We start from the raw sequence: 24817 nt of genomic DNA on the forward strand, positions 1-24817 counted from the left end.
CGAGCGGCGGCGTACAAAAACGCTCAAAATGCGGTCTGAAACGCTCACGCGCTGCGAAGTCGATCGGCAAAGCGGCGCGGGGAGCGATAGCCGGTGGCAAGGGCGGCTTCGCGCAGCGAAAGCCCGTCTTCTGAGAGAAGGGTGGTTGCCAGCGCCACGCGCTCGCTTGCCAATACGTCCCGCAGGGAAGCACCCTCGCGTGACAACCGTCGGCGCAGCGTGGCGTTGCTCGTGCCGAGTTCGGCGGCGATGAGGTCGGCGGTCCAGGGGCGATCCGGCTGCCAGCGCACCATCGCACGCACTGCCTCGGCTGTCGTTTCCGGTGTGCCGGGCAGCGCGCCGCGCATGCCGAGCACCATGAGGATTTCGAGCAGCCTGTGTTCGATCAACGGGGTCGGCAAACCGCCAGCGGCAATCCCTTCGCCGGCATGGCCGATGGCGGCGGCGAGCAACGGATCGAGCGGCAGGTCGATCTGCGACGCGGTTTGCGCAGGTGGAAAGGCTTTTGCGGCCCGTCGCGTCAACTCTTCGGGAAAGGTAATGAAGATTGCCCGATAGACGCCAGTCTGTGGGTCGGGATCGTTGACGACATCGCCGCTCCAGCCGGCCGGCAACACGAGCACCGTACCGGCCGCAAAGTGCCGCTGCCGCCCCATGCTGACGATTTCCTTGGAACCTTCGAGGATGGCGACGATTGAAACCTGAGAAAAGGCCGAGCCGGCAATGCGCTCGCGTTCGCGCGTGACGAAGGTAAAAAGCGTCGAATAGCTGCCCGTGCCGCTCGGCGCGACCGTCGGACGGTTATCCTTTGCCGCCAGGCGGCGCAACTTTTCCAATATGGGGTGATGAGCCTCGGACACGGCGACGGCTTCCTGCTGTTGGGGTGTTGCGGAGTTTGGACCACGCGGATGACTATGCCAAGCCCGCAAACTGCCTTGTTAGTTCGCTCGTCGCATGTTATAAACCGATTGCGATTTGCAATCAGTTACAATCAACGACTTGTAGTCCGACGAGCAAAAATCGGCCTGATGAAAGGAGGAGGCACGTCATGAACTCTCTCGAAAATGTCCGCTGCGATATCGTCCGACGCCTGTTTGCCGCCTATGTGGCGCAGCATCCCGATATCGTCGATCCGATGCTGACCCGGAATTTCACCTTTTCCAGCCCGCGCGACGATCATATCGACCGGAAGCGTTATTTCGAGCATTGCTGGCCGAAGGAGAAAATCTTCCGCGACATCCATATCGAACATCTGGTCGCCGACGGCGATGATGTCATTGTCAGCTATCGCGCCGAGAAGATGGATGGCGGCAGCTTCCGCAATGTCGAGATGATCCGCTTCGCCGGCGACCGCATCGCCGAAGTAAACGTCTATTTTGGGCGGAACTTATAACGAGCAAGCCGTCGCCATTTTCGCTATCGCCGCTGCAAGGGCGGTCGCCGGGCCGGTCATCGGTCGTTCGACGTCTTCCGAAAGAAGGTCGGCAGCATCCGTCATGGACGCCTGTGCGAAAGCGATCGTGACGGTACCTTCGCCATGGGCCGCTTTCACCGCATCGGCGATGGCGGCAAGATAGGCTTGCAGATCGCCCGCCCGGAAGTGTGTCCATGCGCCCGGAACCAGCCGAACCTCGATCTCCGCATCCCTTGCTTTTGCCGCAGCCTTGAAGAGCGCTGTCGTCGGGACGATGGTCGTTTCGACCGTGCAGAGAACGATGACCTTGCCGCCGGCCTTGGCCGCCTGTTCGGCCAGCACCGCATCCGCCCTGATGATCGGCGCTCCAGCACCGGCCGCGACCTTCGACACGGCCGGGCCGAGCGTCGAGCAGTTGAGCACGACGGCATCGGCATCCTCGGCCAGATGCCAGAGGAGTGCCGCCGTTTCCGCTGAAATCTCCTCGGTCAGGCGCCCCACCTTTTCGGCGGCGAGAAGAAGATCGGCGCGGACATGATGACGCAGCATGCCATCAGGCAATCCGAGCGCCTTTGCCGCCGTCTCATAGACGGCAATGTTGCTTTCGGCGGTGTGCAGGCAAGCGATCGTCATCGGATGTCTCGCAAGTGGCGGAAGATCCGCGAACCTAGCCTCGACCATGCGCTTTGTCGACGTTTCGGCATTGCCTTTCGCCATGCATCGATGCGTCATTATATGCAATGAGGTAAATTTCTAAGTCGATGCTATACATGATTGAAAAATAGGGCAATTTTTGCTCGCGTGCGCAACTTTTTTGGCATGTCGCCGGTTGCTCTTCCAGGCGACCGCTCCTATGTTCCGGTTCACCTGCCGACGCAATTTTTTGCCAAGAGGAGATATGACCATGGCTTTCGAATTGCCTGAACTTCCTTATGATTACGATGCACTTTCGCCCTTCATGTCGCGTGAGACGCTCGAGTATCACCACGACAAGCACCACAAGGCTTACGTCGACAACGGTAACAAGCTCGCTGCGGAAGCAGGTCTTGCCGATCTGTCGCTCGAAGAGATCGTGAAGAAGTCCTTCGGCACCAATGCAGGCCTCTTCAACAATGCAGCCCAGCACTACAACCACATTCATTTCTGGAAGTGGATGAAGAAGGGCGGCGGCGGCAACAAGCTGCCGGGTAAGCTCGAAGCAGCGTTTGCTTCCGATCTCGGCGGCTACGACAAGTTCAAGGCCGATTTCGCCGCTGCCGGCGCCACCCAGTTCGGCTCGGGCTGGGCATGGGTTTCCGTCAAGAACGGCAAGCTCGAAATCTCCAAGACCCCGAACGGCGAAAACCCGCTCGTTCATGGCGCCAACCCGATCCTCGGCGTCGACGTTTGGGAACACTCCTACTACATCGACTATCGCAACCTGCGTCCGAAGTACCTCGAAGCCTTCATCGATAGCCTGATCAACTGGGACTACGTCCTGGAGCGTTACGAAGCTGCTACGAAGTAAGGTCTGTCGCAGAGGCTGGCTTTCGCACCCGGCGCCTCCCAGGCGTCGGGTGTTTTCATGTCCGCCAGCTGTCAATGATGCATCCGCACGTCGCTCTTCCGCCCAAGGAGACTGAATGCCATCAGCACCGCTCTTCCGCTTCGGTGTCATCGCCGATCCGCAATATGCCGATCTGGAGCCCAATCTGCCCCTTAATCGCTATCCCGCGGGTAGCCTCGTCAAGCTTCGCGAGGCGATAGATGAGTTCAATCGGCACGATCTCGCCTTCGTCGTCACGCTCGGCGACATCATCGATCGCGAATGGAAGAGCTTCGACGCTATTTTGCCCGTCTACGAGGCGCTGCGTCATCCCAGGCATTTCCTGCTCGGCAACCATGATTTCGCCGTGGCGCCCGAACATCTGAGCGCGGTGCCGGCCCGTGTGGGCATGCCGGCGGCCTATTACGACTTCAGCCATTCCGGCTATCGCTTCATCGCGCTCGACGGCAATGAGATCAGCGTTTTTGCTCCGCCGGAAGGCGATCCGCGTCGCCAGGAGGCGAAGGATCTGATGAAAGCGCTAGGGAGCGCCGGCGCGCTCAACGGCCAGCGCTGGAACGGGGCGATCAGCAATACGCAATACGACTGGCTCGCTGCGAAACTGCGAGAAGCAAGGGTATCCGGCGAGAGGGTCATCGTCATGAACCACTATCCGATCTTCCCGGATAATCCGCATAACGCCCTCGACAGCGACCGAATGCTGGCGCTTCTGGCCGAGCACGACCACGTCGTCGCCTATCTCAACGGTCACAATCATGCCGGCAATTTCGGCGTGTCGGACGGAACCTATTTCGTCAACTTCAAGGGCATGGTGGATACCGAAGACACGAGTGCCTATGCGATCGTCTCGGTTCACGCGGATCGGTTGGAAATTGCAGGATTCGGACGCGAGGAAAGCAGGGTGCTGGCGTTTTAGGTGCTAAATGAGATCCCCGGCATCTTTTGATGCCTGCAGGGAACGATCCAGATCCCTGTAAGTTTAGGGAACGGAGGCTGCCTGTGAGGCGGAGCTATGTTTCCGATATTGCAAATCCTGACAATCTTAGTTGTGGCAGTCGCTATGGCGCTGGCATTGGCGCATTTGCTGGAGCTGCCCGGCAAAATGCGGCTGTCGAAAGAGGACTATCTGACAGTTCAGGGGATTTACTATCCCGGGTTTACGATCGGTGGTGTCAGTGAGCCGCTCGGCGCTCTGCTGCTTCTGCTACTCCTGTTCCTGACACCGGCCAATACGCTAGCATTCTGGTTGTCGGCCGCTGCCTTTGCTGCCATGGTCGCCATGCACGCCGTCTTTTGGCTGCTGGTACAACCGGTAAACAATTTTTGGCTGAAAGACGCGGAGCTGAAAGGGATGGGCGCAGGTTTCTTTTCTCACGATCCATTCGGTGGTCATCGGATCGAGGTTGCCGTCAAGCCGGACTGGACCATGCTGCGCGATCGGTGGGAATGGTCGCATGCCGTGCGCGCCGCCTTGGGATTGCTGGCTTTCATTCTGTTGGTGACTGCCGTCGCTTTATAGCGGCGCGCAAAACTGATCCTCGACGGCTGTAGCACCTCAGACGGCCGCGGCTGGGGTGTTTACCTGCCAGCCATTCACCCAGATCTGCCGCAGGCCGTCGCCTTCGCTTTTGAACCAGAGCCCGGTCGGCTGGCAATCCTCGATCCGGTCGCTGCGGAAATTGCGGATCGCCTGGCGCAGTTCGCACCAGGCGACGATATTGGCCGTCTCAGCGTAATAGATCAGCGCGATCGGCCGAATGATGCGCTCGGTGGCGCGGCCGAGTTCGTCGCGATAGGCAAGGTCGAGCTTTTCCTCGTCGCGAATGGCGCGGCGCACCAGCGAAAGATCGATCGCGGAAGCCGAAGGTGCGGCGAAGCCCCAGGCATGCAGTGCATTGGCATCGAGGGTCTGGCGCAGCGGCGGCGGCACGGCGCCGGCAATTTTGGCGCTCACGCGCTTGGCCGCCTGCTTCAGTTCGGCGTCGCCGGTGCGCTCCAACAGCGCCAGCGACAGCACGATCGCTTCCATTTCCTCGATCGAGAACATCAGCGGCGGCAGGTCGAAGCCGGGCCGCAAGATATAGCCGATACCGCGTTCGCCCTCGATCGGCACCCGCATTGCCTGAAGCGCTGCGATGTCGCGATAGACGGAGCGCACCGTTACCTCCAGCCGGCCGGCAATATCGGCCCCGGTCACCGGCCGCTTGGCCAGCCGCAGGATCTGGATGATCTCGAATAGGCGCGATGCCTTGCGCATTTCTTGCCCCGCAGATGAAGGCTACTGACACTACCCCGTCAGTTGGTTCGATTTATAAGACTGCCTATTCGCTTGAAAATCAACAATTTCCTCTTCTGCTCTCAGGGAGAGGACGATAGGCAACTGACATGGGTTATGCAGAAAATCTCTGGCTCTTCTTCATTCTTCTCTTGGGCATCATCATCGTGCCGGGCATGGACATGCTGTTCGTGCTCGCCAATTCCCTGACAGGCGGCAGCAATCGCGGCCTCGCCGCGACCGGCGGCATCATGCTGGGCGGCATGGTGCATTCGCTGAACGGTGCTATCGGCATCGGCCTGCTGATGCATTTCGTGCCTATTCTCTTCAATCCGCTGCTGATTGCCGGTGGCGCCTATATGGCCTTCATCGGTTACACGCTGATGCGCAGTTCCATCACCGTTGGGGGCGGGGGGCCGGCCGGCAGCCGCTCCGCGTGGAAAGCCTTTCGTCAGGGAGCGGTGACTTGCCTCATCAACCCGAAGGCCTATCTCTTCATCTTCGCCGTATATCCCCAGTTCCTGAAGCCGGATTACGGCCCGATGTGGATACAGGCCGTCATTATGGGAGCCATGACCATCGCAACGCAATTTGCCGTCTATGGTGGGCTTGCCATCACTGCCGGGCGCAGCCGCGATCTGCTGGTTGCCAGTCCGCGTGCGACCGCTTTTGCGGGCCGTGCCGCCGGGCTGCTGCTCGTAACGATTTCGGTGTTCACGGTCTGGGAGGGCCTGAAAATGGCGTGAGACCTACGACGGCGAACGAGTGTGTCGATGGCATGACACTGATTTCACTCGGTTCTCACCACTTTGTGACTTCATTGCCGGAGGGGAAAGCGGCAAACATGTCGCCGTAATCATGCGCCGGCCGTGCCTGCGGCTCGATCATTAGCAAGAGGTAGGAGAACGAAATGAAGTGGAAAGCGATTGTTGCGGCGACGGCTCTGGCCGGCATCGCATTGGGCTCGGTCGTTGCGGCCGACGGCACGCATGACTCGCGCATCGGGTTGATGAAAAAGGTCGGTGGCGCCGCCGGTGCTCTGGGCGCGATTGCCAAGGGCGACAAGCCCTATGATGCTGATATCGTCAAGGCGTCGCTGACGACGATCGCCGAAACGGCCAAGGCCTTCCCGGATCAGTTCAATCCGCAGAGCGACAAGAATGATGCCGAGGTCAATCCGAAGATTTGGGACAATCTCGATGACTTCAAGGCGAAGGCCGCCAAGCTTTCCACTGATGCTGAGACAGCGCTTGCCCAGCTCCCTGCCGACAAGGACGGCGTCGGCGCGACGCTGAAGACCCTTGGCGGCAGCTGTGGCGCCTGTCATCAGGCCTACCGCATCAAGAAGGACTAAGCGGTAGGTCGGCCCTGTCCAAAGCAATTCCAGGAAAAGTGCGGAGCGGTTTTCCGTCCGGAATTGCGCGAAAGTAAGAGCCTTTTCGCGATTCAAAGAAAAGCGGCAAGGCCCTGAAAATCGGTTCTGGCATCCGCACTGGTTTTGCCTCCAGTGCGAAGTTTTATAGCTTTGGAACCAAGGCTAGGGGATAGTTGTGATGGCGCGGTTTGTCCGTTGGTTGCTTTGCCTTTTCGGAGTGATCATTCTTGGCTCTGGCGCATTCTATATCGTCACCGCCCCATCGCCGTTACCCGCGAGCCATTGGGCCAATCTCGGCGATCCCGACGTCAAGAATGGCGAGATGGTGTTCTGGGCCGGCGGCTGTACGAGCTGTCACGCGGCTCCCGGGGCGCAAGGTGATGCCAAGCTGGTGCTTTCGGGCGGCTTGGCGCTGACGAGCCCCTTCGGCACCTTCCACGTGCCGAATATCTCGCCGGACGAGAAGGCGGGGCTCGGCAGCTGGACACTTGCCGATTTCGGCAATGCCATGAAGCGCGGCGTCGGCAAAAACGGCGAGCATCTCTATCCGTCCTTTCCTTACGGCTCCTATGCTCGCATGAGCGACAAGGACATCAACGATCTCTGGGGCTTCCTGAAGACACTGCCGAAGAGCAGCAATGTCGCGCCTCCGCACGAATTGCCTTTTCCCTTCAATATCCGGCTGGCGCTTGGCGGCTGGAAGTTCCTCTATCTCAACGATCAGCCGCGCGTCGTCCTTGCCAATGCCGACGAGAAGATCAAACGCGGGCAATATCTGGTGGAGGGGCCGGGACATTGCGGCGAATGCCATACACCGCGTGATAGCCTCGGCGGCTTCCTGAGCGGCCAGTGGCTGGCGGGTGCGCCCAATCCCGAAGGCAAGGGCCGTATCCCGGATATCAGGCCGGGGTCCAAGGCGATCGGCAGCTGGAGCGTCGGCGACATCGCCAATTATCTCGAAACCGGCTTCACGCCGAACTATGATTCCGCCGGCGGCTCGATGGCCGAGGTCCAGCAGAACATCGCCCACTTGCCGGCGACCGATCGCGAGGCGATCGCGGCTTATCTGAAGGCGCTGCCGGCGAAATAGGCCTAGGTTGTTCAGACCACAGCCGAACGCTTGGCAAGATAGAGATGCGTTTCGTAGTGCAGCTCGAATTCGCCGCCTTGGGTAGCGATTGTGTCCGCGAGTCCGGAAAGCAATGCTTCCCTCCGATCTTCAGACAGGAGCCTGTAGCTTGAGAGCGTGCGCAGCAGATCGGTATAGCTTTGCGCCCTGTGCAATCGGCTCCAGTGATAGCAATGCTGTGTCGGCGCTTCGAAATGGTCGGACTGCCGCAGCTGTTCGGCGAAGGGACCGTCGGGCAGATACCAGGCTTCCGCAGGCGGTCCGGCGAGCTGCGGCGCATGGCGGGAGTAAATCTCGGCGAATTTTGCGGCAAGCGGTGGCGCGAGCGGCATCGGCACATTGCCGAAGACGGCGAGGGTTCCTTCTGGCGCGAGGAGAGCGGCCGTCTTGGCGAAGCGCAATTCCGGCGAAACCCAATGGAAGGATTGCGCTGCCGCTATGAGCTTGAAGCTCTGTCGGTCGTTCGGCCATGCCTCGAAAGTGGTTTGATGGAATTGCACCTGCGGAAATCCCGCTAATCTTTCCCGCGCCAACTCAATCAGTTCCGCGCCGGGATCAAGTGCGAAAACGGAAAGTCCCTGGCGGGCGAAGTTCTCCGTCGCCTGTCCTGTGCCGCAGCCGATTTCGAGAACCTGATCCTTGGGCTCCAGCCCGGCGAAGGCGGTGACATCGGCAAAAAGCGCATGGGGATAGAGAGGGCGAGAGGTATTATAGAGGCTGGCGACGCCATCGAATGTGAACCGCTGTTCCAAGGCGCACCTCCCTCCAGTTGCAGATCGAAGCCGGCAGCCATTTTTCTAGCGCATTTCCAATCAAGCTTACAGCGGTAACGGCGCGGGATTCGGCAACGGGAGAGGATGGTCGTGGACGCAAGGGTGACGCAGAAGATTCCTTATTTCAGCCAGTGGGAAACGCCTGACATGACGCTGGCTGTCGTGGCCGAGGGCGCGCAGATTGCCTTGCTGAGGGATCCGCTCTGGGCGTCGTCCGGCGCGCGCAGCGTCGAGGACTATGCCCGCTGGGCCGGCAATCTCTGCGGCATGGCCTGCCTGAAGATGGTGCTCGCCGCCCGCACCGGCAAAATAATCCCGATCATGGATCTGGCCATGGGATGCAGGGAGTATGGCGGCTATGTCGAGGAGGCGGATGGCCGGATCAAAGGGCTGATCTATGCGCCGTTCGTTCCCTTCGTTAAGGCTCGCTTCGATCTGAATGCCCGGGTCGTCACCGGCATTTCTGTCGCCGGCGTCGCCGATATCCTCGCGCAGTCGGAGTTCTTCATCGCGTCGGTGCACCATTCCATCCGCTGGCCAGAGACCGAGCCGCCGGCCAAAGGCGGCCATCTCGTGCTGGTGACATCAATCGATGGAGACACGATCCGCTTCCACAATCCCTCCGGTCATATCGGTGCGACGCGCGAGAATGTGGAGATGTCGCTGGAGGTATTCGAGAGGTTCTTTGCAGGCCGCGGGATCGCCATCGATCACTGAAGCATTTCCAGGGAAAGTGCGCAGCGGTTTTCCGTCCGGAATGCGCAAAACCAGAAACGCTCTACAGATCAGTCTTCGATGGTGATCCTGTTAAAGGCCGGCATCAGGCCAGCGCCTGCAAATAGCGCATGCCGGTGATCGGACGCGGCTTGAAATCCATGTTTTCGTAAAAGCGATGGGCCTGGAAATTGCCCGTCGCCGCGCCGACCGAGAGGTAGCTGCAGCCGGCCTTGCGGGCGATATCGCGGGCGCGGTCGACGAGATGCTGTCCGACGCCGTGGCCGCGGTGGCCGTCACGCACGAAGAGGTGATGCAGATCCATACCGCGCTGCCCTTCCTGCGCCTTGTAGAGCGGTACGAGGATGGCGTAGCCGATCAGCCCTTGTTCTCCTTCGGCGACAAGCGCCGTGATCCAGGGTGCCGTGCCGAAGAGATCGCGCTCGAGCTGCTCGGGCGTCGTGCCGGACGGGTCGCCGTGATGGGCGGCGAGCAGCCGGATCATGTCGTTCAGCTCCGGCAGGTCGCGCGGCTGTGCACTGCGGATGGTGAGGACCGGGGGGCGGAGAAGTGAGATGTCGCTATCGTCTAGCATGGCATTTTGCGTCCTTGTTTTTCAATGAGCCGTCAGGACGCTGCCGATACAACAAAGCCGCCTGACGGCGGCTTGTTGACAATATGATCTGTCTTGGCCGCCTGTTACAGGTACAGCCAAAAATACGAGCAATTATGGAGCGCGTGCGTGATCATGGGCGCATCAATGATCCGGTTTCCCGCATTTGTCAATGGGGCGCCTCAATGCTCCCCTTCGCATAGTCCGTGGTCGGAAAGCGCGCGGATCACATAGCAATCTTCGATGCTGTGGCCGTCGCAGTGGGAAACGATGCGCTCCAGCTCATGCTCCAGCTTTCTCAGCCGGGCGATCTTGGTGCGCACGTCATCCAGATGCTCCTTGGCGATGCGGTCGGCGCCCACGCAAGGGCGGTCGGGGTGCTGGCTGAGCGAGATCAGCTCCTTGATGGCATCGATCGTCAGGCCGAGGTCGCGGCCATGGCGGATGAAGGCAAGACGCTCAAGATCGGTTTTGGAATAGCGCCGCTGGTTGCCTTCGCTGCGGTCGGGCTCTGAAATCAGCCCCATCTGCTCGTAATAACGGATCGTCGGCACTTTCACGCCGGTACGCTTGGACAGATCACCGATCGACAGCATTGCATATCCTCCAATACCTCTAGTCTCTATAGGGATAGATATGCGATTGGCGGTGGAATTTTCAAGGCCAGGTGGTGTCGAAGGCCAGCTCGGATGTATTTTCGCGGCTGCCTAATCCGGCCGTAGCCTCTTCAAGAGATGGCTTCCAATCGGCCGTTATAAATAGTATACCCCCCTATATTATAAATCGAGGCGGCAATGTCCCACACCATTCGTCAGCAAGCCAAGCTCCTGTCCCGTATCCGCCGTCTCAAAGGGCAGATGGAGGCGGTGGAGCGCGCGCTCGAGGCCGAACGGCCGTGCGGGGAGGTGCTGCAGCTTCTTGCCTCCATTCGCGGCGCCCTGATGGGCCTGACTGGAGAGGTCCTGGAAGATCATCTGCATGAACATGTGCTTCATGCCGAAACTGAAGAGGCCCGGCGTCAGGCGGTCGACGAGATAGCCGATGTGCTGAAGACCTATCTGCGGTGAGCAGGCCGTGCCGCGCAAATGCGTGCGGCGGTCTTGCGATACCGGCATTTGAAAAATCGAAGGCCTGAAACACAAGGGGCGCATCCAGAAGATCGCGACGCCTTTCAGCGCTTCAGACGTTCAACAGGAGACTGATGTTCATGAGTATTTCCTCCGATATGAGCCATAGCCACGTCTTTCTCGGCTCCGATCACCAGCGCAACGAACGCCGCATCTGGTTCGTCATCGCGCTGACCGCCGTGATGATGGTGATAGAGATCGCTGCCGGCACGGTCTATGGCTCGATGGCGCTGGTTGCCGATGGCTGGCACATGTCGACCCATGCCAGCGCCATGCTGATTTCGGCTCTCGCCTATCTCTATGCCCGCCGGCATGCGCACAATGCGCGCTTCACCTTCGGCACCGGCAAGCTTGGCGATCTCGCGGGCTTCGCCAGCGCCATTGTGCTGGCATTGATCGCGCTGATCATGGGCTGGGAGAGCATGCTGAGGCTTCTGGATCCGGTGGCGATCAATTTCCGCGAGGCCATCGCCATCGCGGTGGTCGGTCTTATCGTCAATCTCGCGAGCGCATGGCTCCTGCGCGACGATCACAGCCATCACCATCACGGCCACTCCGGCCATGGGCACAGCCACGGTCACGCACATGATCATGATCATCATCACGACCATGACGATCACCATCACGACCATGGCCATGGCGGCGGCAGGGACAACAATCTCCGTTCCGCCTATGTCCACGTCATCGCCGATGCGATGACCTCTGTTCTCGCCATCGTTGCCCTGCTGCTCGGCAGCCGTTTCGGCTGGACCTTCCTCGATCCTGTCATGGGCATCGTCGGTGGTCTGGTGATCCTGCAATGGGCATGGGGTCTGCTGCGCATTTCCGGCGCGGTTCTGCTCGACTTCATTCCGCCGGGTGAAGATCTGCCAGATGAGATCCGCGAGGCGATCGAGACGGACGAAGACCGCATTACCGACCTCCACGTCTGGCAGGTCGGTCCCGGGCATCATGCCGCGATCGTCGCGGTTGCGACGCCCGTCTCGCGCGACCCGTCTTTCTACAAAGCCCGACTTGTCGATATTCATCAATTGTCGCACGTCACCGTTGAAGTCACGGTCGACAAGGCGGCATAAAATCCGCTAGCAATCGGGGAGGTCAGAGGCTTGCCATATTCCTCGCATAGCCCAAATCTGCCCGATTCTGCTGGAGGCTTTTCGCATGCCCACATTGCTCACCCGACGCCGCCTGATGGCGGGCACGGCGCTGCTTCTTCCCGCCCTGACGCTCGGTCCCGATGCGCTCTTCGCCCAGGACAGCAGCGCAACACCATCAACGCCCGCTGCAACGGATAATTCGGCAACGCCCGACGCCAGCGGCCAGGGAATGCAGGGAACGGAAGGCGACGGCGGGTCGCAGGATAATTCGCAGCTGTCCGACGATGTCGACAAGCAGCTTGCCGATCTGGAAAAGAAGACCGGCGGCCGCCTCGGCGTTTCCGTGCTCGACACTGAAACCAACATTTCGCTAGGTCATCGCGAGGAGGAGCGGTTCCCCCTGTGCAGCACCTACAAGGCGCTCGCTGTCGGTTTCGTGCTGGCGCGCGTCGATCAGGGTACAGAAAAGCTCGACCGTCGCGTTGCCTATGGCAAGGATAAGGTGGTCACCTATTCGCCTGAGACGGAAAAGCATGCCGGCGCCGACGGCATGACCGTGGCCGAACTTTGCGGCGCGGCGATCACGCTGAGCGACAATACGGCCGGCAACCTGCTGCTTGAAAGCTTCGGCGGTCCTGCTGCCTTGACCTCCTGGCTGCGCACCACCGGCGACACCGAAACCCGCCTCGACCGCAACGAGCCCGATGTCAACCAGGCGGTCAAGGATGACCCGCGCGATACGACGACGCCGGATGCGATGCTTGACAGTATCGGCCTCCTGACGCTCGGCAACACGCTGTCGGAAACCTCCAGGGATCAGTTGGTCAACTGGCTGGTCGCCAACACCACGGGCAATAATCGTCTGCGCGCCGGCCTGCCGAAGGAGTGGAAGGTCGGCGACAAGACGGGCACCGGCAATAACGGCTCCTATGCCGATGTCGCCGTGATCTGGCCGCCGGAACGCGGGCCAATTCTGGTCACGACTTTCGTTGCGGAGGCGACCGCGCCGGCAAAAGACGTAGAGGCTGTCTTTGCCGAAGTTAGCAGGATCGTTACCGGAATGGTTGGGCAATAACGAAATAAAATACATGAAAACAAGATGATACGATCGTGAAGTGAATCAGGATCGTATCGTCTTCATGCAATCTGGTAATTTCTTCAGGCGATGGACAATGCCGAGGCGGCGCTGTCCGTTTCCTTGTCGTTATCGCCATTGCTGTCACCGTTGCCGGCGCCGAGCTTCTGCTTGATCTCGTTGGCGATCTGGTCGTTGATCGCCTTCTGCTCGTCGCCAGACAGGGCTTTGAAGGAATCTTCCGTCAGGCCGTGCGCTTCGAGATACTGTGCGCGGATCTTCTGTGCCGGCGTCATATTCGCCCATTTGGCAAATTCGTCCAGAATGTCCTGATCAGATTGCTTGCTCGACGAGGCCGAGCTGCTGGCGGAAGCGCTGGCACTCGGCTGGCCGTCGGTGGAGTCCGATGTGGAGGACGATCCCTGGCTGAGCTGGTTGATCCAGAAGCCGGAGGAAATGGAGGGGGGGACGCCGCTGGACGAGATAGAGGGTCGCTGCGAATCCCCCTGCTGACCGCCACCATCGCCTAGTAGCGAGAAGGTCGAGCTGTCGTCGCTGTCGCTGTTCTGCTGGCTGCGGATCGGCGTGCTGAAATAGTTCTGCGTGCTGTGATGCACTTTCATCGTCGTGTCTCTCCATGGGTTGAGGAGACGATGACTCTGCAAGCATGCCCGGGGCTTATGCCTTCGGCCTTCTCAAGTGCCGCAGAAGGTCTGCAGCACGCGCTCGCTCGGCAGCGGAGGTTCGGCATAGGGCGCGAAGGCAGGCTGGTCTTCATAGGGTGTCGCGAGCACCTTCAGCAATGCTTCGAACAAGGAAAAATCATCGTCTTCAATCGCGGCCTCGATCGCTTGCTCGATCCGGTGATTGCGGGGGATGAAGGCCGGATTGACCCTGCGCATCGCCGCAGCGCGCGCTGCCGGCGTCTGAGGATCGCGGCTGAGACGCTCGCGCCAGCGTTCAAGCCACAGCGTTGCGGATTGCGGGTCCTGAAAGGTGGCGCCAAAATCGCTGTCGTCCTTACCCGAGGCAATGGCGGCCAGCCGGCGGAAGGTGAGCGTAAAATCCGCACCCTGCTGCTGCATCGTTGCCAAGAGGGACTGGATCAGCTCCAGATCGCCGTCTTCCTCGCTCGCAAGCCCGATCTTGGCGCGCATGCCGGCAAGCCAATGAGCCTGGAAGCGCTCGCCATAGGCCTTGATGATGGTGTTCGCCAGCTCGATGGCGGTATCGACGGAGGGGTCGATCAGCGGGATGAGCGTCTCGCCGAGGCGCGCGAGGTTCCACTGGCCGATGGCCGGCTGGTTGGCATAGGCATAGCGGCCGTTGCGGTCGATGGATGAGAAGACGGTCGCCGGATCATAGGCATCCATGAAGGCGCAGGGACCGAAATCGATCGTCTCACCCGATATGGTCATATTGTCGGTGTTCATCACGCCGTGGATGAAGCCGACATGCAGCCACCGCGCGATCAGCGACGCTTGCCGTTCAGCAACGGCTTCCAGCAGCGCGAGATAGGGGTTGGCGCGGTCTCTGATCTCTGGATAGTGCCTGCTGATGACATGATCCGCCAGCGTCCTGACGCTCTCCGTATCGCCGCGCGCGGCAAAGAATTGGAACGTGCCGACGCGGATATGGCTCGCCGCCACGCGGGTAAAGACCGCGCCGGGCAGCACTTCCTCGCGATAGACAGGCTCACCTGTCGTCACCGCCGCCAGCGCTCGCGTCGTCGGGATGCCGAGAGCGTGCATGGCTTCGCTGACGATATATTCGCGCAGAACCGGGCCGAGTGCCGCGCGCCCATCGCCACGGCGGGAAAACGGCGTTGGTCCCGAACCCTTGAGCTGGATGTCGCGGCGCCTGCCGTTGCGGTCCTTGACCTCGCCGAGAAGGATCGCGCGGCCATCGCCGAGCTGCGGCACGAAATTGCCGAACTGATGCCCGGCATAGGCCATGGCGATCGGCTGCGATCCCGGCGGCGGCTCGTTGCCGGAAAAGATCGCCGCAGCACTCTCTCTCAAAGCATCCACGTCGAGCCCGAGTTCCTGCGCCAGCGCTTCGTTGAACTTGATCAGCCTCGGCGCGACGACAGGTGTCGGCGCTTGGTCCGCGAAAAACTGCGGAGGCAGGCGTGCATAGCTGTTGTCGAAAGCGACCGGCGGCGCCCGAAGCGCGGTGTCATCGTGAAGAGGTGAGCTCATGGCTTTAAGGTAGGGTTGCCAAGAGGGAGGCGCAAGACACATATCATAATCGGCTTTGCTGTCGCCGATCTCAATTTTCGCTCTCCTCCAGCTCGCGTGCCATCTCCGCAAGCTTGCGCACCGTATTGAGATTTCTCGCCGTTCCCGCCTTCAGCGCCGGCAGCTTCAGTTTCGAGCGTCCCGAGCCATCGGGATAGTGCACGTAGACTTCCCTGCCGGCGACATGCACCTCCTCGCCACCGGGTGCGACGAGCTTGGTGAGTGCATCCTCAGGTGCCGCATCCCGCAGGAAGTTCACCAGCAGGTAGTTCGGCTTGGCGTGCGGGAAGGGCGAGTTTTCCGCCACCCTTTCCAGAGCCTCGCGGCTGCGCAGGATGACGCCGGGCGACTTGCCCATCTTGTTTGCCAGCGCGCCTTCCAGAAGAGTCTGAGCCGTCGCCTCACCCTCTTCGGTGCGGAAGACCACATTGCCGCTCTGGATATAAGTCTTCACATCCTTGAAGCCGATCTCCTCGCAGAGCGCCTTGAGATCGGCCATGGAGAGCATGCCGGTGCCGCCGACATTGACGGCACGCAGCAGGGCGACGAAGACGGTCATGGCTTTCTCCTGCCGTTCTGCTTACATTTTCTCGGCGACCTTGACGGCGAAGGCATATTCGAACGCCACCTCCTCCAGACGCTGGAAGCGGCCGGAAGCGCCACCATGGCCGGCGTCCATGTTGGTCTTCAGGAGGATGGGCGCATTGCTCGTCGTCTTCTCGCGTAGCTTGGCAACCCACTTGGCCGGCTCCCAATAGGTGACACGCGGGTCGGTGAGCCCGCCGAGCGCAAGGATCGGCGGATAGGGCTTTTCGCCGACATTGTCATAGGGGCTGTAGGCGGCGATCTGCTCGTATTCTTGCTTGCTTTCGATCGGATTGCCCCATTCCGGCCATTCCGGCGGCGTCAGCGGCAGGGTGTCGTCCAGCATGGTGTTGAGCACGTCGACGAAGGGCACGGCGGCGATGATGCCGGCGAATTTCTCCGGCGCCATGTTGGCAACGGCGCCCATCAGCATGCCGCCGGCCGATCCGCCCTCGGCGATGATCTTCGCGTAAGAGGTGAACTTCTCCTGATTCAAATAGTCTGCTGCGGCGATGAAGTCCCTGAAGGTATTGGTCTTCTTCTCCATCTTGCCGTCTTCGTACCAGGCAAAGCCCTTGTCCTTGCCGCCGCGGATATGGGCGACGGCATAAACGAAGCCGCGATCGGCGAGTGACAGGCAATTGGTATTGAAGCCGGCCGGAATGGTGACGCCGTAGGCGCCGTAGCCATAGAGAAGGCAAGGCGCGGAGCCGTCGAGCGGCGTGTCCTTGCGATAGAGCAGCGTCACCGGCACCCGCTCGCCGTCCCAGGCCGGCGCGAAGACGCGGCGCGTCACGTAGTCATCGGGATTGTGACCGGAAGGCACTTCCTGAGTCTTCAAGAGGGTGCGCTCGCGCGTCACCATGTTGTAGTCGTAAAGTTGGCTCGGCGTCGTCATCGACGAATAAGAGAAGCGGATGACATCCGTGTCGTATTCGGCGGCACCCTGCAGGCCGAGCGCATAGGCCTCCTCTTCAAAGGCAATGGCATGTTCCTCGCCGCTGCGGCGATCACGGATGATGATGCGCGGCAGGCCGTCCTTGCGTTCCAGCCAGATGAGGTGGCGGGCATAGGCGAGATGGCTGAGGATCAGCGTACCCGGCTTGTGAGCAACGATCTCTCGCCAGTTTTCCTTGCCCGGCTTCTCCGCCGGCGTCTCCATGATCTTGAAATCCTTGGCGTCGCCGTCATTGGTGAGAATGTAGAAGACGTCGCCGCCCTCGGTGATCTCATATTCGATCTCGGTTTCGCGCTCGGCCACGATCTTGGGTTCGGCGGTCAGGTCGGAGGTCGGGATGATGCGGTATTCGCTGGTTTCGTGATCGTGGATATCGATGAAGATATAGTCGTCGAGCAGCGAGCCGCCGACGCCCATGAAGAAGCCCGGATCTTCCTCTTCATAGACGAGCCGGTCGTCTGCTTGCGGCGTGCCGATGATATGATGGAAGATCTTCGAAGGGCGATGGTTCTCGTCCTGCAGCGTGTAGAAGAAGCTCTTGCCGTCGGGCGCCCAGACGGCATCGCCGCCGGTATTTTCGATCACATCGGCCAGATCTTCGCCGGTCTCGAAATTGCGGATCTTCAGTGTGAAATATTCCGAGCCCTTGTCGTCATAGCCCCAGATGCCATGGCTGTGGTCGGAGGAATGGTCGAGGCCGGAAAGACGGAAATAGGATTTTCCTTCATTCTCCCTGTCGCCGTTCAACAGCAGCTTGCGCTCGCCGCCGTTGCGCGGCTCACGGAAAAAATGGGGCTGCTCGCCGCCGGTGACGAAGAGCGTGCCGTAGGCATAAGGGCCGTCCTTCATCGGGATCGAGCTGTCATCCTCCTTGATGCGTCCCTTCATCTCGCCGAAAAGAACCTTCTGCAGCTCCTTGGTGTCCGCCATCGCGGCATTCATGTAGGCGTTCTCAGCCTCCAGATGTGCCCGGATTTCCGGTGCCAGGATCGACGGATCCTTGAACATCGCCTGCCAGTTATCAGCGCGCAGCCAGGCATAATCGTCGGTGCGGGCAATGCCGTGACGCGTATCCGTGAGCGGCTTTTTCGGGGCGACGGGCGGGGTGGGAAGATTCTTGAAAACTGGCACGGGAGTACTTTCTCTGGTGTGAAAGTCGGATGTGAAGAGAAGAGAGAAATAGAGGGCGCCGACCTTAGGTTCAAGCGGCAAGTCCGCTGCTCAAGTTTCATGCAAGCCGTCAATATTAATCTCGATCGAACAGGCGGCTCCCGGGATGCGCGAATGCGCGCTGCCTTGATGAGACCACATTCTTTACCGAAGTCGGCATACAGTGCGTCGACATGAAGGCGGTCAAGGCCTTTCCTGATGGAACCGACGCACTCAAAATCCAAAACAATGCAAGGGACCGGTCTTCATGCTGAAACTCTTCGCCATCCTTATTCCATTGGTTTCCGTCGCTACCTCCGCCTTCGCCGTCGATCAGGGCATCAAGAAGCAATTGGAGAAACTCGATCCATCGGAGCGGATGGAGCAAGCATGCGATGCCGAAGCCATGAAGCGGATTGGTACGGACAAGACGGGTTTCAAGCCGGACAAGGTGATCGCATATACTTTCGGCGATCCCGATATGAAACCGGACGCCATGGATGCCCCCGGCGCGGTTTTCCGCAGCAAGGGTGACTGGTATCACCTCTCGTACACATGCGTGACCGGCCCGCAGCATATCAATGTTCGGGATCTGAGCTACCAGATCGGCGACAAGGTGCCGCGCGATGCCTGGCAGCAACATTATCTCTACGACTGAGCGCTTCCGACACCCTGCCGGCTGACGACCACAATCCGGCTTGATGTCGCCAAAGCCCGATGTGATCGAACCCTACCGCCGTCTCTGGGACTCTACGCGCGTTAGCTCTGTCAAGATATGCTCCTGCACATCGATCGGCTGACGGCAGACAGCGTCCGTCAGGTCACGCAGCGTCGCCCTCAGGCTATGAAGCTGATCCACCAGATCCATGACGACATCGACGCCGGGTTCGTTGAGGCCCATTGCTCTGTCGAGATCGAGGATCAGTTGGCCGCGCGCAATATCGGCTTCGCGAAAATTCCGGCCCTGATCCGTCTCTTCCGGCACCAGCCAGCCCTGTGAGATCCAGATTTCCAGCACCGTGGTCTCGATCTGGAGGTGCAGTCGAAACTCGCGCTCGTTCATCGCTTATCCTCCCATGGTCTTTCTGGGATCTTGCGTCTTGCCTGCCTCCCATTCGGAAACGAAGCGCGTCAGCTCGGGATCCGCCGTATCCGGCAGGACGATCTTCAGGGAGACATAGGCATCGCCGTTTTCCTTGCCGCGCACGGGCGCTCCCTTGCCCTTCAGGCGCAGCACCTTGCCCGTATTGGAGTTCGGCGCGAGGGTAACGGTCACCGCGCCGGAAGGCGTCGGAACCCGGATCTTGCCGCCGAGCACTGCTTCCGACAGCGAGATCGGCAGTTCCATCCGAATGTCGTCGCCATCGCGGGTATAGAAGCGATGCGGGCGGACGTGCACCGCAATCAGCGCATCGCCGGGCGCACCGCCGCCGAAGCCCGGATCTCCTTTGCCCTTCAGGCGGAGCGTCTGAGCGTCACGCGTGCCGGGCGGGATCTGGACGTCAAGCGCCGGTCCGTCGGGCAAGCTGATCTGCTTCTTCACGCCGTTGATGGCGTCAAGAAAGTCGACCTCCATCGTATAGTGACGGTCTTGACCCTGCATCTGGGATTGGCCTCGGCTGCGCCGTGAAAAGAAGCTGGAAAATACGTCGTCGGCATCGCCGAAATCGGCAAAGCCGCCGGCGTTCTGATAGCGACCGCGCTGGCCTTCATTCGCCGCATAGTCACGGTAATAGTTGCGCGGCGCCTGCTCGGCACCGCTGCTGTCGATCTCGCCGCGGTCGAACCGCGCGCGCTTGTCCTCATCGCCGAGAATGCCGTAAGCTGCCGAGGCTTCCTTGAACTTTTCCTCGGCCTGCTTGTCACCGGGGTTGAGATCCGGGTGCAGCTTCTTGGCAAGCTTGCGATAGGCGCTTTGAATATCCTTTTGCGGAGCGTCCCGCTTTACGCCCAGAACTTCATAGGGATCGCGACTCATGCATGTCTCTCTTTGGAGCACGGAAAAATACGCAGATAGTGCTACGGCAACCTCATATCAATCGTAGCATAGACGCCGCCTGGTTGAAGCCCGGACTTCGCGGCTTTGATATCCGGCGCACTTGTAATGTGAAATGAGCGTGAACCCTGCCGGTCTGCCATATTTCCGGCGTGTTGACGGATAATGGCGGGCACTGCGGCTGAAATGATCATCATTCGGCCGCCCGATTTCGTTTGCTTGATCAACCCGGTGGCCTCCTTGATGAAACGCCTGTTGCCGACATTAGTGGTTCTGCTTGCCGCGCAAGCTGTCCTTGCCGCGCAGCCGGAGCAGCCGCCCGCCGGTTGGCCGCAACTGCCGCCGAAGGCGCCGGCCTCGAACGTCAAACTTGTCGAGCCGCATCTGCACGTCAATCGGGCGGGCAAGGGCGCACCCCGTGTTGCGCTCACTTTCGATGCCTGCATGGGCAAGACCGATCCGCGCATTCTGAGCACGCTTGTCGATCAGCGCATCCCGGCGACGATCTTCGTCACCGCGCGCTGGCTGCGCACCAATCCCGATGCGCTCGCCATCTTCCTGGCCAATCCAGATCTCTTCGAACTGGAAAATCACGGGCAGAACCATATTCCGGCCGTCGACATTCCGACCAGGGTCTACGGCATCCCGGCCGCCGGCTCGCCGCAGGCTGTCGCGCAGGAAGTCAAGGGCGGTGCCGATGCTATGATCGCCGCCGGGATTCCACAGCCGCGCTGGTTTCGCGGCGCGACCGCGAAATACAGCCTTTCCGCCATCGCGCAGATCCGTGGCATGGGCTATCGGATTGCCGGCTATTCGGTGAATGGCGACAGCGGTTCGCTGCTGCCGGCCAAGATGGTGGAGAAGCAATATGCCTCCGCCAGGGACGGCGACGTCATCATCTCCCATATCAACCAGCCGACACATGCGGCGGGCGAGGGGGTTGCGGCCAGCATCCTCGCGCTGAAGGCGAAGGGCGTGGAGTTCGTTCGCCTGCAGGATATCCCCGAAAAGGGCGACGACGGCACGACGAATTGAGTGTTTAAGGGGTTAACCCGGCAATTGCGGCTGGGCCTTTTCCTCGATGAACAGCTCGTCGATCACGGTCATCATGATTAGCGACAGCGGCAGGGCCAGCATGGCGCCGACGGCACCCCACATCCATGTCCAGAAGAGAATGGCAAGAAAGACGACGAAGGGATTGATTTCCCATTGGCGGCCCATGATCGCGGGGAAGACGAGATTTTCAACAGCCAGATGCACGGCAAAAAACGCGACGGCGGGCGCGAGGCCGAAGATGATGTCGGAATGCGTGACGATACCGGCGATCGCCAGGGCAATCGTCATCGTCGTGATTCCAAGGAATGGAATGAAACTCGAAACGAAAGCGAAGACGCCCCATAATACCGGCACGCTCATCCCGCCAACATAGGCGATAACAGTCATCGCAACGCCAATTCCGGCATAGATCAGCGCGGCTGTTGCAAAATAGAAGCCGAGCACCTGTTCCACCGCATTGATGATCCGGATCGCGGTCAGCCGTGACGCGCGGGTGGAAAAGGCCATGATGATTGTCCTGCGCAGGCTCATCCTGCCGGCAAGAAACAGCAGCAATGCCGCGAAGAAAATCAGGATTTGCACGATGGCCGGCGTCAGGTTGGCGGACACGACATGCAGGACATTGCCGCTGTTTTCGAGCAGCGTGCTGATCGACATCGGGCCACCCTGCAAGCTTTCGGATGAAATATGCAGCCATTTGAACCGGTCGAGATAGGGCATCAGCCGGTCTGAGGTGCGCTGAAAGAAGTCCGGTGCTTCCTGGGCGAGCTTGGCAACCGGTCCGGCAAGCGCATTGATGACGAGGAAGATGACCAGCGCTACGGCCGAAGACAGGAGAATAGCGTTCAGGACGCGGGGCACGCCGAGTTTGCTGAGCTTCTCCGCCGCCAGCCCGAGGATCATGCCGACGACGACCGCGAGCGTCACTGGAATGAGAATCAGTGACATCATGTAGACACCGGCCAAGGCCAGGATGAGGAAGATGCCTATGGTTGCCCAGGATGCGGCGACATCGAGCCTGCCGCGCATCGATCCGTGGGATATATCGAAAATACTGTCTTCGTCGCGCTCATCTTGAGATGTGTTGCGTTCCGCGTCGGTCCTGCCTTCGCGTGTAACCGTTGTTTCCGACCGCGTGGTGACGATTTTGTCGACTTCCATGCCTTGCAGATTCCGGAAGGCACAAGCGCCTCTCTACTCAAACGCGAAAAGCCCGTTCCGGTTCCGCAACGGGCTTAGGGCGAGAGCGATTCAGGCGAATCAAGCGATCAGGTTCAGTCCGATACCCCAGGGGTCGCGTAGCGAAACGCCGCCGTCGCGTTTCTCGGTCTTGATCTCATGCTGCTCCAGGGCAGCGACGGCCGTGTCGAGCGCAGCCTTGTCGTTGAAGCGCAGCGTATAGTCGGAAAGGCCGGTCATATGTTCGGAGCGCATACCGGCGCCGCGGCTGTTCCAGGTATTGGCGCCGAGGTGATGGTGATAGCCGCCGGTCGCAAGGAAGGTTGCGCCGGGATAGCGCGCGGCCATGACCTTCATGCCGAGAACATCGCGATAGAAGGCATTGGCTTCGGCAACGTCGCCGACCTGCAGATGGATATGGCCGATCGCAGATCCCTCGGCCATACCTTCCCAGCGATCCTCGGAGGCGCTCTCATAAAGCTTCTGCAGATCGAGCCGGAGCGTGGCCATTTCGACCGTGCCGTCGTCGTGGAAAGTCCATTCCCCGTGCGGCCGATCGGCATAGATCTCGATGCCGTTGCCTTCCGGGTCGGAGAGATAGATGGCTTCGCTGACGATGTGGTCCGATGCGCCTTCCAGCACGACATTGTTTTGGGCAGCATGGCGAAGCCAGCGCGCCAGCTCGACGCGGCTCGGCATCAGGAAGGCGGTATGGAAGAGGCCCGCCGCCGTCTTTGGCGCACGCGTCGCAGCCCGATCCGTCGTCAGCGTCAGCAGGGGATGGCCGGCAACGCCCAGCACTTCGCCGCTCGCCGTTTTCTCGATCGCCTTCAGGCCGAGCATGTCCTGGTAGAAGCGCGACACCAGCGGCAGGTCGCTGACGACAAGGTGCGACTGACCGACATAGGCGGGACGGGTCAGCGCGTAGGAAGGGGCGGTTTCGGTCATGGGGTCAGTTCCAACCTCGATATTCCTAAAAAGCAACCGGCGTCGGCGGCAATGGACCGCCAGCGGCGGGCGGGAGGGTTTCGCCGGTTGATCCTCTGGCCCGCTGTACTTGCACTCTGATATGGCGAATTTTGATTGTTCACAGAAGACTATAAATTGCGGATTGAGCGTTCGCTTTTCATTGACGCATGGAGTGGATACGCATGTTTACGAAGATTGATCGATGCGCTCGTTTGGCGCAGTTGCGTCCTCATCGTCCCGGTGCAAAGATCGTTTTCGGACGGAAACGGAACCGAATGAAATGACCGAGTACAGAGGCATCCGTTGGGCCTATGATCGCTATGAGATTATCGCCGACAGCATCGTCAACGGTGTCGGCGTCGTCTTTGCATTGATCGGCGCGACCGTATTGATCTTCTATGCGACGGTCTGGAGCTCCCACGGAGGGATTGCGGCCGCCTGGATCTACGGTGTTGGTCTTGTGCTGACGCTCGGAATGTCCTTCACCTACAATCTCTGGCCGGTGTCCAAGACGAAATGGTTTCTCCGGCGTTTCGACCATTCTTTCATCTATGTCCTGATCGCCGCCACCTATACGCCCTTTCTCGAGCGCGGAGCCGAGGACCCGCTGCTGCTCGGCGTACTAGTCGCCGTCTGGATCTTTGCTGCCTTCGGCATCGTCCTGAAGTGTCTGTTTCCGGGGCGCTACGACCGATTGGCGATCCTGCTCTATCTGGCCATGGGGTGGAGCGGCATCCTTGTCGCCAAGCCGGTTTCCATGCATATCCCATTCGCTTCGATGCTGCTCATCGTCATCGGCGGCGTGATCTATTCGCTTGGCGTGATCTTTCACGTATGGGAAAAGCTGCGTTTCCAGAATGCCATCTGGCATGGCTTTGTCGTCGCCGCGGCCGCCGTGCATTATTCGGCGGTACTGACCTGCTTCAGCCTGTCGCCGGAAAGCTTTTGACGATCTCAGCCGTCGGCGTGCACTTCCTGGTCGAGCGCAGGCTGCGCACCAGGCGCATGACGATGGCGTCGTAGCGCTGCATATCCGTTTTTGAATAATCCATCTGGAAGAAGGCCGCCGCCCCGTTGCAGAGCGCGACGCCGCGCACATAGACGATGCGTCCCTGCTTGGTGCCCGAAAAGCTGATGCCGCGCGAGTTCGATTTGGAATAGGAAATCTTCCAGCCGTCATCCCTGGCGAGCGCCACGCGCCCGTTCGCTTCCGACGCAAAGTCGCCATGGGCGATCATCGTGCCGAAAACCTGCAGCGTCGCCGAGCGGTCGGCCGGCGACAGCGAGAGCCGATCGGTATCGCCGGAAGGAGCCGCAGGATGGAATTCCGGCGGCAACTCAATCGCATAGCCGAGACCTGCATCGTCATAGGATCGCCAATCCGCGGCAAAGGCCGAGACGGGAGAAAGAAGCAGGAGAGCGATCAGGCGGGCGAGCATTGCGGTTCCTGGGAGGCTGGATCTGCAAACCGAACAAGATTAGCGCATTTTTCGGCGAAAATTCCAGAGCGATTCAAGACGTGAGCGTAAATTAGCGCCAATTCGTTA

At 60.1% G+C, this 24817-nt stretch carries 29 protein-coding genes; 14 read left to right on the top strand and 15 right to left on the bottom strand.

The window, feature by feature from the left end:
* Positions 1 to 44: 44 nt before the first annotated feature.
* Positions 45 to 860 carry a helix-turn-helix domain-containing protein gene (locus HGP16_RS24670; protein ID WP_168842627.1) on the bottom strand — a complete coding sequence of 272 codons (816 nt, stop codon included), beginning with the start codon at positions 858 to 860 and terminating at the stop codon, positions 45 to 47.
* Positions 861 to 1048: 188 nt separating this feature from the next.
* On the opposite strand from HGP16_RS24670, the gene HGP16_RS24675 reads away from it, so the two are divergent.
* On the top strand, positions 1049 to 1393 hold the full coding sequence (locus HGP16_RS24675) for a nuclear transport factor 2 family protein (RefSeq protein ID WP_168842628.1): 345 nt from the start codon (positions 1049 to 1051) through the stop codon (positions 1391 to 1393).
* Here the strand turns inward: HGP16_RS24675 and HGP16_RS24680 are convergent.
* Positions 1388 to 2047 carry an aspartate/glutamate racemase family protein gene (locus HGP16_RS24680; protein ID WP_168842629.1) on the bottom strand — a complete coding sequence of 220 codons (660 nt, stop codon included), beginning with the start codon at positions 2045 to 2047 and terminating at the stop codon, positions 1388 to 1390. The two genes, HGP16_RS24675 and HGP16_RS24680, sit on opposite strands and share 6 nt — an antisense overlap.
* Positions 2048 to 2318: 271 nt before the next feature.
* Between HGP16_RS24680 and HGP16_RS24685 the strand changes: the two genes are divergently transcribed.
* From HGP16_RS24685 to HGP16_RS24695, 3 genes are all read left to right on the top strand, one after another.
* The gene (locus HGP16_RS24685; RefSeq protein ID WP_112340320.1) at positions 2319 to 2921 is read left to right on the top strand and encodes a superoxide dismutase; all 603 of its coding nucleotides are present in this window, start codon (positions 2319 to 2321) and stop codon (positions 2919 to 2921) included.
* Positions 2922 to 3036: 115 nt separating this feature from the next.
* Entirely contained in the window at positions 3037 to 3876 is an 840-nt protein-coding gene (locus tag HGP16_RS24690; RefSeq protein ID WP_168842630.1) for a metallophosphoesterase, read from the top strand.
* 144 nt (positions 3877 to 4020) lie between these two features.
* On the top strand, positions 4021 to 4479 hold the full coding sequence (locus tag HGP16_RS24695) for an anthrone oxygenase family protein (RefSeq protein WP_246703503.1): 459 nt from the start codon (positions 4021 to 4023) through the stop codon (positions 4477 to 4479).
* A gap of 36 nt (positions 4480 to 4515) precedes the next feature.
* On the opposite strand, the gene HGP16_RS24700 is transcribed toward HGP16_RS24695, so the two are convergent.
* Entirely contained in the window at positions 4516 to 5217 is a 702-nt protein-coding gene (locus tag HGP16_RS24700) for a helix-turn-helix transcriptional regulator (protein WP_168842632.1), read from the bottom strand.
* Positions 5218 to 5345: 128 nt separating this feature from the next.
* Here HGP16_RS24700 and HGP16_RS24705 point away from each other — a divergent pair, with 128 nt between their 5' ends.
* The 3 genes from HGP16_RS24705 (at position 5346) to HGP16_RS24715 (ending at position 7700) form a co-directional block, all read left to right on the top strand.
* Complete coding sequence (locus HGP16_RS24705; protein ID WP_168842633.1) at positions 5346 to 5981, top strand: LysE family translocator; 636 nt, start codon at positions 5346 to 5348, stop codon at positions 5979 to 5981.
* A gap of 164 nt (positions 5982 to 6145) precedes the next feature.
* A complete protein-coding gene (locus HGP16_RS24710) occupies positions 6146 to 6589 on the top strand; it encodes a cytochrome c (protein WP_168842634.1) in 444 nt (147 codons plus the stop codon).
* A gap of 196 nt (positions 6590 to 6785) precedes the next feature.
* The gene (locus HGP16_RS24715) at positions 6786 to 7700 is read left to right on the top strand and encodes a cytochrome c (RefSeq protein WP_168842635.1); all 915 of its coding nucleotides are present in this window, start codon (positions 6786 to 6788) and stop codon (positions 7698 to 7700) included.
* Between the two features lie 11 nt (positions 7701 to 7711).
* Here the strand turns inward: HGP16_RS24715 and HGP16_RS24720 are convergent, their stop codons facing one another.
* Entirely contained in the window at positions 7712 to 8491 is a 780-nt protein-coding gene (locus HGP16_RS24720; protein WP_168842636.1) for a class I SAM-dependent methyltransferase, read from the bottom strand.
* A 105-nt stretch (positions 8492 to 8596) separates the two neighbouring features.
* On the opposite strand from HGP16_RS24720, the gene HGP16_RS24725 reads away from it, so the two are divergent.
* Positions 8597 to 9229: a C39 family peptidase gene (locus HGP16_RS24725; protein ID WP_205926581.1), complete on the top strand. Its 633-nt coding sequence runs from the start codon at positions 8597 to 8599 to the stop codon at positions 9227 to 9229.
* Positions 9230 to 9332: 103 nt separating this feature from the next.
* Here the strand turns inward: HGP16_RS24725 and HGP16_RS24730 are convergent, their stop codons facing one another.
* Together HGP16_RS24730 and HGP16_RS24735 are read right to left on the bottom strand one after the other, a co-directional pair.
* On the bottom strand, positions 9333 to 9821 hold the full coding sequence (locus HGP16_RS24730; protein ID WP_168842637.1) for a GNAT family N-acetyltransferase: 489 nt from the start codon (positions 9819 to 9821) through the stop codon (positions 9333 to 9335).
* 200 nt (positions 9822 to 10021) lie between these two features.
* A complete protein-coding gene (locus HGP16_RS24735; protein WP_168842638.1) occupies positions 10022 to 10435 on the bottom strand; it encodes a helix-turn-helix domain-containing protein in 414 nt (137 codons plus the stop codon).
* A 198-nt stretch (positions 10436 to 10633) separates the two neighbouring features.
* Between HGP16_RS24735 and dmeR the strand changes: the two genes are divergently transcribed.
* The 3 genes from dmeR (at position 10634) to bla (ending at position 13138) form a co-directional block, all read left to right on the top strand.
* On the top strand, positions 10634 to 10906 hold the full coding sequence (gene dmeR, locus HGP16_RS24740; protein WP_168842639.1) for a Ni(II)/Co(II)-sensing transcriptional repressor DmeR: 273 nt from the start codon (positions 10634 to 10636) through the stop codon (positions 10904 to 10906).
* Positions 10907 to 11046: 140 nt separating this feature from the next.
* Complete coding sequence (gene dmeF, locus HGP16_RS24745) at positions 11047 to 12042, top strand: CDF family Co(II)/Ni(II) efflux transporter DmeF (protein ID WP_168842640.1); 996 nt, start codon at positions 11047 to 11049, stop codon at positions 12040 to 12042.
* 85 nt (positions 12043 to 12127) lie between these two features.
* Positions 12128 to 13138 (top strand): class A beta-lactamase, encoded by a 1011-nt coding sequence (gene bla, locus HGP16_RS24750; protein ID WP_168842641.1) that lies wholly within the window; start codon positions 12128 to 12130, stop codon positions 13136 to 13138.
* An 83-nt stretch (positions 13139 to 13221) separates the two neighbouring features.
* On the opposite strand, the gene HGP16_RS24755 is transcribed toward bla, so the two are convergent.
* The 4 genes from HGP16_RS24755 to HGP16_RS24770 form a co-directional block, all read right to left on the bottom strand.
* Positions 13222 to 13761, bottom strand: coding sequence for a hypothetical protein (locus HGP16_RS24755; protein ID WP_168842642.1), 540 nt, complete (start codon positions 13759 to 13761; stop codon positions 13222 to 13224).
* Between the two features lie 72 nt (positions 13762 to 13833).
* Positions 13834 to 15339, bottom strand: a complete 1506-nt coding sequence (locus HGP16_RS24760) for a protein adenylyltransferase SelO (protein WP_168842643.1) — start codon at positions 15337 to 15339, stop codon at positions 13834 to 13836.
* Positions 15340 to 15409: 70 nt separating this feature from the next.
* The gene (locus HGP16_RS24765; protein ID WP_168842644.1) at positions 15410 to 15937 is read right to left on the bottom strand and encodes a DUF1697 domain-containing protein; all 528 of its coding nucleotides are present in this window, start codon (positions 15935 to 15937) and stop codon (positions 15410 to 15412) included.
* 21 nt (positions 15938 to 15958) lie between these two features.
* Positions 15959 to 18052, bottom strand: a complete 2094-nt coding sequence (locus tag HGP16_RS24770) for a S9 family peptidase (protein WP_168842645.1) — start codon at positions 18050 to 18052, stop codon at positions 15959 to 15961.
* 286 nt (positions 18053 to 18338) lie between these two features.
* On the opposite strand from HGP16_RS24770, the gene HGP16_RS24775 reads away from it, so the two are divergent.
* On the top strand, positions 18339 to 18728 hold the full coding sequence (locus HGP16_RS24775) for a DUF930 domain-containing protein (protein WP_168842646.1): 390 nt from the start codon (positions 18339 to 18341) through the stop codon (positions 18726 to 18728).
* Positions 18729 to 18800: 72 nt separating this feature from the next.
* Here the strand turns inward: HGP16_RS24775 and HGP16_RS24780 are convergent, their stop codons facing one another.
* Entirely contained in the window at positions 18801 to 19133 is a 333-nt protein-coding gene (locus HGP16_RS24780; RefSeq protein WP_168842647.1) for a chaperone modulator CbpM, read from the bottom strand.
* 3 nt (positions 19134 to 19136) lie between these two features.
* Complete coding sequence (locus HGP16_RS24785; protein ID WP_168842648.1) at positions 19137 to 20048, bottom strand: DnaJ C-terminal domain-containing protein; 912 nt, start codon at positions 20046 to 20048, stop codon at positions 19137 to 19139.
* A 261-nt stretch (positions 20049 to 20309) separates the two neighbouring features.
* Between HGP16_RS24785 and HGP16_RS24790 the strand changes: the two genes are divergently transcribed.
* Positions 20310 to 21101 carry a polysaccharide deacetylase family protein gene (locus tag HGP16_RS24790; RefSeq protein ID WP_168842649.1) on the top strand — a complete coding sequence of 264 codons (792 nt, stop codon included), beginning with the start codon at positions 20310 to 20312 and terminating at the stop codon, positions 21099 to 21101.
* A gap of 12 nt (positions 21102 to 21113) precedes the next feature.
* Here the strand turns inward: HGP16_RS24790 and HGP16_RS24795 are convergent, their stop codons facing one another.
* The gene (locus HGP16_RS24795) at positions 21114 to 22283 is read right to left on the bottom strand and encodes an AI-2E family transporter (protein WP_168842650.1); all 1170 of its coding nucleotides are present in this window, start codon (positions 22281 to 22283) and stop codon (positions 21114 to 21116) included.
* Positions 22284 to 22382: 99 nt separating this feature from the next.
* A complete protein-coding gene (locus tag HGP16_RS24800) occupies positions 22383 to 23249 on the bottom strand; it encodes a VOC family protein (RefSeq protein WP_168842651.1) in 867 nt (288 codons plus the stop codon).
* A gap of 301 nt (positions 23250 to 23550) precedes the next feature.
* Between HGP16_RS24800 and trhA the strand changes: the two genes are divergently transcribed.
* Positions 23551 to 24219, top strand: coding sequence for a PAQR family membrane homeostasis protein TrhA (trhA, locus tag HGP16_RS24805; RefSeq protein ID WP_168842652.1), 669 nt, complete (start codon positions 23551 to 23553; stop codon positions 24217 to 24219).
* Here trhA and HGP16_RS24810 read toward each other — a convergent pair.
* A complete protein-coding gene (locus HGP16_RS24810; protein WP_168842653.1) occupies positions 24194 to 24709 on the bottom strand; it encodes a hypothetical protein in 516 nt (171 codons plus the stop codon). The genes trhA and HGP16_RS24810 overlap by 26 nt on opposite strands.
* Positions 24710 to 24817: the final 108 nt, after the last annotated feature.

This window comes from Rhizobium sp. P40RR-XXII (assembly GCF_012641405.1).
GTDB lineage: Bacteria > Pseudomonadota > Alphaproteobacteria > Rhizobiales > Rhizobiaceae > Rhizobium.